The sequence below is a fragment of the uncultured Acetatifactor sp. genome (genome assembly GCF_948601915.1).
Taxonomy (GTDB): Bacteria; Bacillota; Clostridia; order Lachnospirales; family Lachnospiraceae; genus Acetatifactor.
On record NZ_CAPDXS010000135.1, the window covers coordinates 768 to 14,673 of the forward strand.

8 protein-coding genes are annotated in these 13,906 nt (G+C 55.3%); 3 read left to right on the forward strand and 5 right to left on the reverse strand.

Annotated elements, in window-relative coordinates; genetic code table 11:
- On the forward strand, nt 1-852 hold an 852-nt coding region (locus Q2B33_RS19040; RefSeq protein WP_300914175.1), incomplete at its 5' end, for a class I SAM-dependent methyltransferase.
- An 83-nt stretch (nt 853-935) separates the two neighbouring features.
- Here Q2B33_RS19040 and Q2B33_RS19045 read toward each other — a convergent pair.
- Nucleotides 936-2,261, reverse strand: a complete 1,326-nt coding sequence (locus Q2B33_RS19045) for a sensor histidine kinase (protein ID WP_300782900.1) — start codon at nt 2,259-2,261, stop codon at nt 936-938.
- Nucleotides 2,258-2,983 (reverse strand): LytTR family DNA-binding domain-containing protein, encoded by a 726-nt coding sequence (locus tag Q2B33_RS19050; protein ID WP_300574000.1) that lies wholly within the window; start codon nt 2,981-2,983, stop codon nt 2,258-2,260. The genes Q2B33_RS19045 and Q2B33_RS19050 overlap by 4 nt, the downstream gene beginning before the upstream one ends.
- A gap of 383 nt (nt 2,984-3,366) precedes the next feature.
- On the opposite strand from Q2B33_RS19050, the gene Q2B33_RS19055 reads away from it, so the two are divergent.
- On the forward strand, nt 3,367-9,324 hold the full coding sequence (locus tag Q2B33_RS19055) for a hypothetical protein (RefSeq protein ID WP_300792002.1): 5,958 nt from the start codon (nt 3,367-3,369) through the stop codon (nt 9,322-9,324).
- 719 nt (nt 9,325-10,043) lie between these two features.
- Here Q2B33_RS19055 and Q2B33_RS19060 read toward each other — a convergent pair.
- Together Q2B33_RS19060 and Q2B33_RS19065 are read right to left on the reverse strand one after the other, a co-directional pair.
- Nucleotides 10,044-12,329 (reverse strand): extracellular solute-binding protein, encoded by a 2,286-nt coding sequence (locus tag Q2B33_RS19060; RefSeq protein ID WP_300785312.1) that lies wholly within the window; start codon nt 12,327-12,329, stop codon nt 10,044-10,046.
- A 191-nt stretch (nt 12,330-12,520) separates the two neighbouring features.
- On the reverse strand, nt 12,521-12,865 hold the full coding sequence (locus Q2B33_RS19065; protein WP_300808994.1) for a hypothetical protein: 345 nt from the start codon (nt 12,863-12,865) through the stop codon (nt 12,521-12,523).
- A gap of 279 nt (nt 12,866-13,144) precedes the next feature.
- On the opposite strand from Q2B33_RS19065, the gene Q2B33_RS19070 reads away from it, so the two are divergent.
- Nucleotides 13,145-13,342 carry a hypothetical protein gene (locus Q2B33_RS19070; protein ID WP_296474881.1) on the forward strand — a complete coding sequence of 66 codons (198 nt, stop codon included), beginning with the start codon at nt 13,145-13,147 and terminating at the stop codon, nt 13,340-13,342.
- 10 nt (nt 13,343-13,352) lie between these two features.
- On the opposite strand, the gene Q2B33_RS19075 is transcribed toward Q2B33_RS19070, so the two are convergent.
- Nucleotides 13,353-13,906: hypothetical protein (locus tag Q2B33_RS19075; RefSeq protein WP_300785314.1), on the reverse strand; the 554-nt coding region annotated here is incomplete at its 5' end.

Sequence of the window (13,906 nt, forward strand, 5' to 3'; positions counted from 1 at the left end):
ACCTTCATAGATGACATCATCCAGAAAAGCCATATTGAAAAGGAGCTGCTTTCTCATCTGGACGGAATAAGGACCGTGTTCGACGGCGGCGCAGGATGTGGGCGATTCTCGATTCTCCTTGCAAAACATGGCTGCGAGGTCACACATTTCGACATTTCCCAGCCCATGATAGACAAGGCCAGGGAACTGGCGGAAAAAGAAGGCGTCCTTGACAGAATCACGTTTGTGAAAGGGGCGTTGGAGCATCTGGAAGCTTTCAGGGACAGCTCCTTCGACATGGTGATTTCCTTTGACGCCCCTGTTTCCTATACCTATCCCAATCAGGAAAAGGTCATCGCCGAACTGGTGCGCATATGCCGCAAACGGATTATGATAAGCGTGTCAAGCCGTTTAGGGTACCTTCCATACCTGGCGAACCCCATCCAAAAGAACCAATTCATCTTAGATCCGGATTGCGGCGATCTCTTTGTGAAATGGTGCGTGGCCAACAGGGCGGACGCGATTGAGGCCTTCCGCTTCCACAGGGAGGCCGTCGGGAAGCTGTGGGAGGAAGGGCTCATGGGCGGCGACGAGGAGATCGCCGAGTATGAAAGGGGAGGCGCGCCCTGGTGCATCACATACACCTTCATGCCGGACGAACTGGAGGGCATCCTGAAACGGAATGGCGTGAAAAATATCGAGCTGGCGGGCCCCGGTGCCTATGCGAGGACCCTTCCCAATGAATTGCTCGTAAAGATGATGAAGAATCCGGGACAGCGTTCTGACTTTTTGGACTTTTGCCATCGTTTTGATTCCAATCCCTTTGTGTGCGGCATGGGAAAAGACAATCTGTTGGCCCAGGGAGAGGTATGATGGCCTGATTTCATGTACCTGTGGCACAGCACCCGGACGTCCCCGAAGGGAGGAACTGGCTGCCCGGAAAAGCGCATCCCCTCCTACAGCTTCAGCAGCACGGATGCGCAGAACATGCCGTCCCTGCATTCCGTGCGCAGCATCCCCCCGTAGCGGGCGGCGATATGGCGCACCGACTCCAGCCCCAGCCCGGAACCGCCCCGCTTGGTGGACAGGAGGGCTCCATTGGGATCCTGCCGCAATTCCCCCTCAAAGGTGTTGTCCACTGTGACCAGGAGGCACTGTCCCTCTATCTTCCCCCGGAATACGATCTGCCGCCTGGATCCTTCCTGGGCCATGCAGGCCTGTAGGGCATTTTCCAGAAGATTCCCCAGGATGACCGAAAGGTCGCTCTCCGCGATCCCCAGATCGGCGGGGAGATTCCCATATACGGCGAAGCCTGCGCCTGCGTCAGTTGCCTGTCTGGCAAAGTAGGACAGCAGCAGGTTGGCCGTATGGTTCCGGCAGAAGACTGCCTGCGAGTCTTCCGGCAGGGAACTGCGGTACTCGTCCAGGTACGCCCGCAGCCTGTCGTACTCCCCGTCCTCCAGATAGGCGGCCATGAGGGCCATATGATGCCGCAGGTCATGCTCCGCCCGCCTGGTCTCCTGGATCCTGTCCTTCAGATTGACATACTGCAGATTCTCCAGCAGGAGCATGTGGTTCTGCTGTTCCAGCTCCATGTTCCGGCAGTATTCACTGAGCAGCCGGGCCACGATGTGGTAGATCAGGAAAGCCCCCAGATTGATGCACAACAGGAACAGGGCATTGACGGGCTGTAGGGCCACCTCCAGGCCGGACTGCCCGCTGCCGTAGAGATGGTAGAACCACAGCAGATAGAAGGTGGCCGGAATCAGCCACAGATACCGCCATATGGAAGCGTCCGCTTCTTTCTCCACCGCGTCCGAATACACATTCCGGATATAGAGGAACAGCGGAATCAGGATGACGGCCTGCACCGCTGCCATGAGGGCGGTAAAAGACCACCGGTATGTCTGCACAGCAAGCCCGGGGAAAATCTGCCCCTCCAGGCATTTGGAGCAGACCACCACCAGATTGGCGATGTTGGACAGCATGAGCAGGGTGAACAGGGTCTTTCCCGGGTGCGCCCGGACGGAACAAAAGTAGAACAGGAAATAGAGAGCCGTGCTGGATGCGCTGACAAATCCTTTCCGGTCAGTGGGCGAAAAGGACGCCAACAGCCCCAGAGCCATCTGCAGGAGCGCCACCAGAGCCGCCAGCATGCAGGTAGCCCGTCTGGAATAGCGTAGATGCCCCCGGAAGGGGTAGAGGGCCAGGAACAGATAGGGCAGGAAATTCAGCAGGGAATATACACTGATTTCCAGGATTCTGTAGAAAGGCGGCATCATTCCCCCATCTCCTTTCGCATCCGCTGGAAGAGGAAGGCGGCGTAGGCCTCCTGGACCTCCTTCTCCCTCCGGCGGCTGACGGCCACGGCGCTTCCGTCGCTCATGGTGAACATGGCGCCGTTCTGTGCGGACACCTCATGGAAATTGAGGATGATCCCCTTGGCGCAGCAGCAGAAATAGGGATACTCCAAAAGCAGGCCCTGGAATCCTGCCTGGGAGATCCTTGTGCGCAGCTGTCCGTCCTTTTTCATGTGCATTGTTACTACATGGTTGTGGTATTCTGTATAAATGATGTTCCGCGGAAAAATCCTCTTCCCGTCAGGCAGGGTGATGAAGCGGCTGAACTCGTAGCTTTCCAGATCCAGCTTCCGGAGCATGTTCATGATGTCTCTGTCCGAGAAGGGCTTGTGCAGATAATAATGGGCCCCCACCTCGTAGCTTTCGCTGGCGAAGGCGTTGCTGGAGGTGCAAAAGACCAGGCGGCAGTCCGCGTCCCTCTCCCGGATCCGGCGGGCGGCCTCTATCCCCGGCATGCCCTCCATATAGATGTCCAGCAGGATCAGGTCGCACCCGCCGGGGTGCCATGCCGCCAGGAACTCCTCCGCGCTGCGGTAACAGCGGATTACATTTTCGGTATAGCCCAGAAGGGAGAGCTGATGCTCCAGCCTGCGGGACAGGCAGTCCAGCTCGTCCTGTTCATCATCTACGATAGCGATTCTCATAAGATTCCCCCTACATATGGCAGCCCTGCATCGGGGCCTGGCGGCATTGCCCTGTCTCTATTATGCCCACGAGCGATAAGGTTTGCCATCGGTTCATAGCATCTGCCGCTCGTGTGTCCGGATGTCGATGGAAGAGGAGCATTCCATGGCAAATTTCAGCGGCTATCAGTATATATTATAGTGGAATTTAGGGGAAAAGGAAAGGCTGAATTTCGGTCGGAAGGGCCATTTTGGCTACCGCTTGAGTCGAAAAACTGCCGTTTGAGTCGTCCGGCTTGTCTCCCTCTTCTGCAGCCGCATATAATCCCTTTATACACTGTCAGCCCGGGGCGGCCTTTCTGCCGGGGCAGCGTATGGGAGAAAGGAGCGGAGGTGCAGAGCTTATGAGAAAGAGGATGGGAAAGGCGGCCGTGAGCCTGGTGTTGGCAGCGGCCATGGCAGTATGGACGCCGCCGGCGGGCGGGGCGAGCCTGGCGGCTTCGGGTGGAACGGCTTCGGAGGGGAACCTGGGGGGCGTGTCTTTTAGCGGGACGGCTTCGGAGGGGAACCGGGAAGGCGCGGTTTCTGGCGGGACGTCTATGGAGGGGGAGCTTCCGGAGGAGGGGGCAGCGGACGGTGCGCCCGGGAAGGGCACGGCTGCGGAAAGGGGCGTTCCTGGGGGGGCATCTGCGGGTGCGGAGGAATCGGGAGAGGCATCCGGGGAGAGCGTTTCGGGCGATGCTTTGGGAAATGAAGGGAACCAGCCTGGAGGCCCTGCAGAGGGGGAAGGAAGCTGGGGTGAGACATCCGGAAATGTAGGAAATGAACCTGGAGAAGCTGCGGAGGGCGAGGGAGCTGGCGAAAGTCCCGAAAAAGGAGAAGCCACAGACAAAGCGCCCGCAGCCGGAGAGGACGGTTCGGGCGAGGCTTCCGGAGATGAGGGGAACCAGCCCGGAGGCTCTGCAGAAGGAGAAGGAGGCTCGGGCGAGGCTTCTGGAGATGCGGGGAACCAGCCCGGAGGCTCTGCAGAAGGAGAGGACGTTTCGGGCGAGGCTTCTGGAAATGAGGGGAACCAACTTGGAGGCTCTGCAGAAGGAGAAGGAGGCTCGGGCGAGGCTTCCGGAGATGCGGGGAACCAACTTGGAGGCTCTGTAGAAGGAGAAGGAGAAGGAAGCTCGGGCGAGGCTTCTGAAAGTGCAGGGAATGAGCCGGGAGATTCTGCGGAGGGAGAAGGCGCAGAGGAGAAGCCCGGGAAGGAGGACTCGGACAGCTCCTCTTTGGATGAGGGAAGCGCGGACGGGACTTCCGAATCAGGGGAGGCCTCCGACAAGCCCTCTGCAGACATGACGCTGCCGGATGGCCCGGAGGGCGATGCCGCCATGGACGGGGCGCTGCCGGAGGGACTGCCCGGGGACGGCGAGCTGTCTGGCGCATTATCGGCAGAAAAGGCATCGGCCGCGGACAGCAAGGGCGTGGCGTATGAGACTGTAGGGGACCATGCATACAACATATATGCCAACGGACAGCCTCTGCTGCTCGTGGCCGGAGAGCAGGCCGGTTATGCAAAGCTGTATGTGGATTCCAATAGAAACGGTATCGGCGAGGATGAGGAGGAAATCACGTCCTTCCAGGGAGACGGACAGCCAAACGGAATTCCCTATTCGGAGCAAAGCGGCTATTTCCTGGCGAACTCGTCCATCTACGGCGGTGCGAAGGAGGGGACATGCCAATATGACACTTATGTCATGCTCGCCGGATCATCCTTTGAGCCAGATGCCGACAATCCTGCCTACACCGTCTGGGGGATTTATGGCGGGAATGCGGGAGGGACCCTGACAGGCAGCACGAATGTGACTCTATCCGGCGGCAATGTAAGGAACATATATGGAGGCAATCAGGAGGGAGTTTTAACCGGGGATACCCATGTAGCCATATCTGGCGGCACTGCCCAATATGTCCTGGGGGGCGGGCGCAGCGGCCAGGTCAACGGAAACACATCGATATGGGTTACAGGCGGATCTGTGGCCAATGGCATATGTGGCGGCCTCGCCGAGGGGACGCTAGGAGGCAATACCAGCATTCACATAGAGAATGCCCAGGTGGAATCCGTATACGGCGGCAATGAATACTCCGGAATGGTAGGCGGCAATACGGAGCTGTTCTTTGGCGATGGCGCGGTGGTGAACGGGTGGACTTATGGCGGCGGAGCGGGAAGGGATGCCGCCATCCCCACAGAAGTGGCCGGGAGCACGAACATCACCATCGATGGCGGACGATTTCTTCATAACATCTATGGAGGCGGAGGCTGGCGAGGCGCGAAAGTGGGCAGCAGCAATATTACGGTCAATGGCGGAGATTTGGCAGGTGTGTGGGTCTACGGAGGCGGAGAAGAGGCCTCCGAAGTGACAGGTACGGCCTCCATCGCTATACAGGGAGGTACGGTGGGGACAGTCTGCGCTTCCGGAGCCGGATTCAACAATACGGAAGCGGTCGTTGGGGCAGCGGACATCCGGCTTTTGGGAGGTACAGTGGGCGGTTTCCGGGCTCTGGACAACGACAGGCTGTCCATTCAGGGGAATCTGTCCGTCATGGTGTCAGGGGACAGCTTTGCCAATATGGGGCTCTATTTTGGCGAATCCGGCTACAAGGCGTTCCGGACAGTCTCTGTGACGCTGAAAGACGGAAAGGCGGCCAGCCTGCGAATCGCCTCTAAGGTAGAGGATAAGCTGGAGATCACCTTTGAAAATGCGTCCGTGGGCTCCCTGGAGCTGGCGGAGGGGGTACTGGCGGCTGCCCGGGAGTCCACCCTGTCCTACATCGGCTGCGGCAGCGGAGCGGGCGGCTGGGGAACCTGGGGCGGAGACTTCATTGGGCCGACCAGCTTCATAGCGGGGGACAATCCGCTCCTGTGGGGCTCCCGCCTGAATAAAAACCGGTTCAAGCAGGTGATTTTCCGGGACAGCTACGTGGATTATTATGACGATTCCACTGTAGGCAATGAGAATGGGCCGACTGCCTGTGCGCAGAAGCTGGTGCTGGACGGAGGGGCGCTTCGGCTGACCGGGAGCATGCTGACCTATATGCCGCAGACGGAGCTGCTGCATGAACCGCTGCTGATTCGCAGCAGCAGCAACTGGGCGGGCATCCATTTCCGGGAGAACCCCACGGGCCAGGCGCGGATACAGTGGATGGCTACCGACGGAACCGAGACTCCCGAATCTGTGGGTTGGGGTCTGGCGGAGACGCCAAAGGATGGGCCGGAGGAGCTCTTCCTCCCGGCGGCAGAGGGCTATGCGGTGGTATATGAAATGGCCCACCGCGGCGGTTCCGATGGGAATATATGGGACGGAAGGCTCTGGAAGACCGACCTGACGGAAAACCTCTGCAGATGCCAGGTGATAAGCTCCTCGCTGAAGGAGACAGTGTTCCCGCTGACGGAAAGCGGCGGGGCTACAGTGACGCTGGAGGATGTCAGAGAAGGAAGCGCCGCTGGCTCTCAAAATTGTCCTATATTCACCCATAGGGACACTGCCTCTGTGTTCACCTATACCCTGTTGGAGGAAGGGACTACCGCCCCGGGGGCAGCGCTGGAGGGGAACAGCCTTACAGCGGAGGGCCCCGGCACGGCGCGTGTGGAAATAAGACAGGAACTAAACGGGAAAACGAATGTTTATGATGCTTTCGTGGACTTCATCAGGGTTCCGGAAAAAGATTGCTATATCTTCGCCCAGGGCATGACGGAAGATATCTCCTTCGCTTTAGAAGGAGCTGCCTTCAACGAGAATCGTTCCTATATATGGAACCAGTCGGATCAGCCCCAGCACGGCTACGTGGACTGGGATATGTATACAAAGACCCTGGAGGACAGCGCTCTGCGCTTCGATTTCAGCAGGGAATATTACAATGGACTGCCTGTAGGGGAGTACAGCTTTCAGGCGGCAGCCTATTTCCAATCCGGAAGCGGCCGGGAGAGACTGTATGTCTACGAGTTCACCATAAAAATCGTCCTTCCTACGGAGGTGGAGAATCCTGACATCCGGCTATCGGAGAGCCGGTTCCACTATGACGGGACGGCGAAGGAGCCTTCGGTGGTGGTGATGGATGGGGACACGGTGATTCCGGAGACGGAATATACTGTCACCTTTCAGAACAATGTCAACGTGGGCACGGCCACCGTCACCGTCGCCAACAAGCCCGGAGGCTTCTATATAGTGGGCGAGGCAAGCGCGACCTTCCACATCGTGAACGAATACCAGCCGGAGAAGGGCAGGGACTATCTCACGGCTCTGAACGAGAATGGCTGGACGAAAGACGATTTTGTAGTATCCGCCGGGGAGGGCCGCCTGCTCTCCCTGGGAAACACGGCATCGGACGACTGGACAGAGCAGCTGCGGCGGACGGAGGAGACGGGAGAGGGCTCCCTGACCTTCTATGTAAAAGATAAGGCGACGGGCCGCATCTCCCTGGCGGCCACGGAGACCTACGGGATTGACCGGACAGCGCCGGAGGCCTTCGACATCCGCTTCAACGGGACTTCTGTCAGGAGGCTGCCCGCGGACGTCGCTTTCGGACTGTTCTCCCGGAAGGGGATCGACGTCTCCCTTCTGGCGGAGGATGCCCTGAGCGGCATAGGCAGCATCGTCTACTACCAGTCAGGGAACATATTGACCCAGGCGGAGCTGCTGGAAGTAAAAGGCTGGACGCCCGGGAACCGCTTCACGGTTGCGCCCGGAGATGGAAGACGGATTGTAGTCTACGTCAAGGCCACGGATTTGGCGGGGAATGAGGTGTATTATGCATCCCGGGGCGTGGTGTTCGACCTGACGCCGCCTGTAATCGCAGGGGTAAAGCCGGGCGGTACATACTATACCACCCAGACTGCGGAGGTGACGGATCGGAATCTGGCTTCCGTGGCCCTGAACGGGGAGACGGCCTCCGGCAGCCTGGCGCTTCCGGGGAACAGGGAGGCGGTCTATGTCATAAAGGCCACGGATCTGGCGGGGAACGAGACCCTGGCCACAGTGACCATGAAGCCCATCAGCGTCTTGGCCCAGGCCATAGAGGGCCTGACGGAGGGGAATGCCACATCCGCCCACAGGGAAGTCCTGGAATCCGTCCGGGCCGTGGAGGCAGACTGCGCCAGCGCCACCCGGGAGGAAAAGGAGGAGCTACAGGAAATCCTGGACACCTGCCACAGGCTCCTGGACAGGATCGACACGGCGCAGGGGGAGCTGGCGGATGTGGAGGGCACAGTGGAGGGGATATCCAAAGACACCGTGCAGCTCACAGACCGGGAGGCCCTGGAGAAGGCTAGAGAGGAGCTGGAAGCCCTGCTGGACGAATACGGCGGGAACTACACGGAAGCCGAGGAACAGGCCATTGAGGCAGACCTGGACCGCATCGCCGGGGCCCTGGAGAGCATCGGGAAGGTGCTGGAGGCAACGGAGCTGATTGCGGAGCTGCCTCGGCCCGAGGACGTGAGCCCGGACGATATGGACGCGGACAGCGCCGCGGCACAGGCAAAAGCGGCTCTGGAGTCCCTGACGGAGCATGAGAGATCCCTGGTGGATGCCGGGAAGCTGGAGAAGGTTCTTGCCGCCCTGACGGATTACAAAATCCTGGAGGGCGATGGGAGCCAGTGGATTCAGGAGACAGAAGGGAGCATCGCCTTCCGGGTGAACGGGGCGGTGGAGAAGTTCACGGGGCTGTTGGCAGACGGAGAGCCGTTGGATGCGAAGCACTATACAGTGAAGTCCGGCAGCACCATTGTCACCCTGGAGGAAAGCTATCTGGACACCCTGCCGGTAGGGTCCCACAGCCTGACCTTCCTCTATCTGGACGGCCAGGTTTCCGGTGAATTCGAAGTCCAGGCCAAGGACGGCCCTGACAATCCGGACAATCCAGGCGAGACCGCGCTGCCGGACAGCCCGGACAGGCCGGACGGCCCGGGTGAGACCACGCCGCCGGACGGCCCCGACAAGCCTGATGGCCCAGGCGAGACCACGCCGCCGGACGGCCCCGACAAGCCTGATGGCCCGGGCGAGACCACGCCGCCGGAGGGCCCCGACAGACCGGGTGGCCCAGGCGAGACCGTGCCGCCGGAGGGCCCCGACAGACCGGGTGGCCCAGGCGAGACCACGCCGCCGGACGGCCCCGGCACGCCTGATGGTTCCGGCAGGCCCTCTGGCCCGGCCGCGTCCGGGAGCCAGGGCGACAGCGCCATGTCCGGCGCTCCGCGCAGCCCCCAGACAGGGGACAGCACGCCGCCTTTTGCCGCGCTTGCCTGTACATCGGGAGCTTTGCTGGCGGCTATGGCCTTATGGCGATTCATGGGACGGAAAAGGCGTGAGGACAGGTTGTAGAAATTCGATTGCCTGCGGATTCGTGTATAGCATGGAGGAAATGTGCATAGAACATGACAGAGCTGTCAGCTATGGCAGTTCTGCCAGCAGTGTAATAAATCTTGAAGGAGAAGCGGTGCTCCGCAGAAGATAGGTCAGAAATAGTAAATACTGAAAAATGGTGCAAACTGGAAGTAAAATCAGTAAAAGGGTCGTTTATCGGCCCTTTTACAGCATTATATCGAGTAGTTTAAAATGGACTTTAACTGTGTCTCTGATAGAAAATAATTTGACATACTTGTTTTCCGCTTTTACGACCCTGAAGTTTTTTAAGAAATCAAATATGTCCGAAGTGGAATATTTGTTTTCCAGAACATGGAATTGCAGGATGCACTCCAGGAGGACAGCGATGTAGCAGACCAGGAAATGACCCTTGATCGAATCTTCTCATCCTCCCTGTCGATCTCAAAGAAAAAGTTGGTGCAGTCGAAGTATGTCTTGTCAGTGGAGATGCCGTAGACTGCACTGGTCTGCGCCGTGAAGAGCTCAGCAATCTTTTCATAGTTTGCCCCTAAGAAGGAAAGGCCGTCAAGGAGCTGGTCATAAGAATAATTGCAGGGATGGAAGAGGCTGGGGAGGACTTCATGGAATGTCCTGAGTTTGCTGCAGGGGTTTACGCTCCTGGCATAGGCCAGGGATGAGAGGAGCTCATAAATGTCGAACTGGAAATCACCTTATTATCAGGGGCTTCCGCCCTCTTCCAGATATAGCCCCACCCGGCTCTCCAGATGATCGATTACCATTTCCTCTGTAATGGTATCGGAAAAATACTGCTCCAGTTCTTCGGACATAATGTTCATCAGTTCCATCGGAAAATATCTCAAGGGTCTTGCTTTATCGACCATATCCAGTAGTGCCGTCCTATCCTGTTCTATATTCAGGTCATCGCCCAGTACAATCCGACCGAAGCCATGCGTATCAACTACGGTGTCTTCAGTCATGGCAGCAATCTGCTCTTCCAGTACATCCTTTCGCACGCTTAACCCATAATTTAAATCTCTCGATGCCTGAATCTGTCCCTCATAGGAGAGGCATACGCTGATAAAAGCAATTGCGGCCTCCTTTTCCTCCTCTGTAGCCGTCCTGCGGATCGCCAACGGATTGCTACCGCTTTCCATAAAGTGGGCTGCGCCATTCTTTGTTGGATACCCGATATAATTGGCATTCTCTCCATAACAAATGCGATATGCAGCAAAATCCTCAGGCTTACTGATGGTCAACTCATTGCAAAGAACCTTCCCTTCCAACAGGGAGGTGCCAGGGCTTACCCCTTCCTCGCGGACACAATATTTTTTTGCAAGTTCCAGAGCCCTGCGGAAATCGCTGCTGTCAAAATTCAGCGTCCTCGTTTCCGCATCCAGGAGATATGTATCATCAATTCCATGGCTAAGAAAGCTTGTGATAAAATAGGTTCCGTAATCACCCCCATAAAAATCAAAAATCGCTTCTAGATCCGGCTTGCCCTCAACGCACTGCAAAAATGCATCATAATCCCAATCTTTCAGGGTCGAATCCCCGGTGATTAGTGTACGCAGCCGGAAGTCTGTCACGACTCCATATAAGGCTCCATGAATCCTTCCCATGTCCAGAACGGAAGGGAGCAGCTCTTCCGTGATACCCAACTGCTCCATAATTGCATCCAAAGGTTCCCATTGCTGTTCCTGCTCCTCGAAGCCTGTAAGCAAAGTATCGATTAGTACCGGGCCCTTTCCCGCAGTCAATTCCGTCAAAAGTGCAGTCTCATCATAATCGCTTTTCAATTCAACATGGTATCTGGGATACCTTTTGTTGAATTCCACCACCATAGGCCGATAAGACGACATTCTGTAAGGAGGCACCGCTATTGTGATTTCACAGATTTCCACCTCTTCCGTGGTAGGCTTTAAGCAAAGATAGTTATAATTCTCGTTGTCCTCATAAATCAGTGCAATCTGCCCCTCTTCATCTGCCTGTATAAAGGGCACTCCCAACACTGAGATTCCATGATTGCTCCAGCGATATAGAAGCTCTGGATTCTTTCCGGACAGTTCGCTGCGGTACACGCCCTCTTGATCTGCATATAACAGAATCTTTTCATCAAAGAGAGTAAGGCAATAAACCTCCTTTTCCGCAGTAGCCAACACAATCGGCTGGCTGGTCTCCGCATCCATATATTGCAAGACCAGCCGTACGCTTTGGCTCTCATTGTCCGGCTTTGTTTCCCAAAAGGCGACTCGGCCATCATACAGAGAAATCAATCCCTCAATATAACCGTCTTTTGGAACGTATTCCGCCAGAAGCTCTCCCGTTGGAGAAACGAGCAGATATTGCTGCTCGTCCGTCTGCCGTACTAGGTGAACTGTTCCAGATGAATCTACTGCAAACTTTGAGAAGCTCATGATTGTCTCTACCTCGGAAGAGCCGCTTCCGTTCAGGAAGTCCAGAGGGAACTCTCTCAATGCCTCATGATGTTCCCCTCTCTCCGTAAGAAAGTACCGACAATCCCCCTCGCCTGCCTGCTCTTCTATATCGAAGGTTACATAATGATCCGTGCCTGCTGCCAGCCCTATGTCCCATAGCTGATTTTTCAGGTCAAAGCTTTCCGAACCCGTTTCCCCTTCGGCAGTCACAAAAGAAAGCTCGTCCCAGCATTCCTCCACGTTTTCAAAAAGATGCTTTTTAAAATGATAAGCCCTGGATTTTCCCAAAAGGATTTTTTCTCCTCCTCCATTTATGGCGTTCGCTGGATGCTCCACTTGTAGCGGAGTGTTTATTGCCATGGAATAAACATCCTGTGAATTGTCCTTTCCGGTAGGATTCGAATCTGTAGAAACCTCCAATGCACCAGCCTGCTGATCTGTGTTGCTGGCATCTCCTGTCTCCACCGTGGCCGGGGTGTTTGGTGCTTCTTTTTTATCTACGCCACATCCACTGAGCTGTAAGGCAAACATGGCTGCTATAAGAATACAAATGGCTATCTTTTTCATGAAACCTCCCAATCCTTTGTTTCGTTGTAGTGTCATTCGCTTTCCCGCGCATGATATTGGAAACACCGGCAGACCCTTTCCTGAATGTTCGGTCTGCCGGTTCCCTGTGTTCGGTTGATATTTGCAATGCTTAGCGGTTCTTTTAGCTGTATTGAACCGGATTAGCCATAGAACCAAAATGATTGTGTTGGTCACCTATGATCGATACTGTGCCTAACTGACTCCTGATGAGTATGCCGAGAGTTATCCTGCTTAGTGCCACAATATTTACAGACCCTATTGCAGTGTTTATAAATATAGGTCAACCTACAATCATTTTTATAAAGCGGCTGCCCCTGAGCAGAATATCCATATAAGTATGAATGATATCCGCCAGTTTGCCCGAATTCACCGCTTTCTCTCTGATGAGCATCGAAATGATGCACTTTATCTGGAGAAGGACCACATACGGCTGCAAATGCAAACGCCGGCTTGCACATAAATACCGACAAAGCAACGCAAAGCGCAAAGGCTGTTTTTCTCATTGATTTCTTCATTGTTCATTCCTTTTACGATTCACAAAAGTATTTCTTCCTTAAAGTTTCATCTTACAGCTTTCAATATTCAGTTTTGAGTGTGCAACACTATATGTCCCATTTCTTCTCGCGAGCATTTATAGCATAGCACGACTTGTAGTTAATTCACAAGGGACAGAGTTGTTAAAAAGTCCCGGACTTTTTTTAACAACTTTGTCCCTTGCTGACGATTGCCGAAATTGCTATAATTGTAGTCAAGTCTTGCTTCTGGCGAAAACAACTGAAAGGGGGATGACCAATATGAAGAACAGGTCTAAAAAAGCTATCGCTACTATAGGAACTATTTTGTCCATCGGGCTGCTTCCGCTGCCGGGGCTGTCAATACCGAATCCGTATCCGCCGGAACCTCCCGCAGTGGAAAACGGGGAGGAGCCTGGGGGCGGGCATGGATGTGAGCCGCTGAGCGATGTTCCAGAAAAAAGTAGCGATGAGGTATAAATTGGGGGAATTAATCCCCCAATTTATGAGAATAGAAATTTTCATAAAAAGTTTCTTTACAAAATCTTGCGAGATGGATGCACTTCTGTAGTTCCCGGTCAATTAGAGTAATCGGGATTGCAGAAGTCACTTTTTTTGCAGCCTCTATTTGATTCCAAAGCATGTCGTACAGGCAGAGATGAAGCATCCCCATCCTTTGCGCTAAAAGGCATTCCTTCAAAATCCTTTTGTCGATTTCCGTAGACTTCTTATATTCGCCTGCACTTCCCAGGCGGCTTGCCACGCCAGTCATAATCAGTTCGTACATGCTGATAAACATATGGATGCTGTCTTCGGGGATACACTGTCTGGTGACGCTCTGGAGCAGGTCTAAATTGAAGTCTTCTGCATCATCCCTGGATTTCATTGCGATATTGTATATACATCTCAACTCTGCGCAGGTCAGATAGATGTCAGGTCCGTTCTTCGCCATCTTGATGCTTTCCAGTGGAATAGTGTACTGCAGAGCTTTTTTGAGCCTGATGACGCATTCTTCGGCAGTAATCTCTTTCTTCTGTAGCTTGT

Excerpts from the sequence above, each read along its gene's own strand:
- Q2B33_RS19060 (WP_300785312.1), bottom strand. The coding sequence starts at position 12,329 with ATGAAAAAGATAGCCATTTGTATTCTTATAGCAGCCATGTTTGCCTTA.
- Q2B33_RS19045 (WP_300782900.1), bottom strand. The coding sequence starts at position 2,261 with ATGATGCCGCCTTTCTACAGAATCCTGGAAATCAGTGTATATTCCCTG.
- Q2B33_RS19070 (WP_296474881.1), top strand. The coding sequence starts at position 13,145 with ATGAAGAACAGGTCTAAAAAAGCTATCGCTACTATAGGAACTATTTTG.
- Q2B33_RS19050 (WP_300574000.1), bottom strand. The coding sequence starts at position 2,983 with ATGAGAATCGCTATCGTAGATGATGAACAGGACGAGCTGGACTGCCTG.
- Q2B33_RS19055 (WP_300792002.1), top strand. The coding sequence starts at position 3,367 with ATGAGAAAGAGGATGGGAAAGGCGGCCGTGAGCCTGGTGTTGGCAGCG.
- Q2B33_RS19065 (WP_300808994.1), bottom strand. The coding sequence starts at position 12,865 with ATGAAGAAATCAATGAGAAAAACAGCCTTTGCGCTTTGCGTTGCTTTG.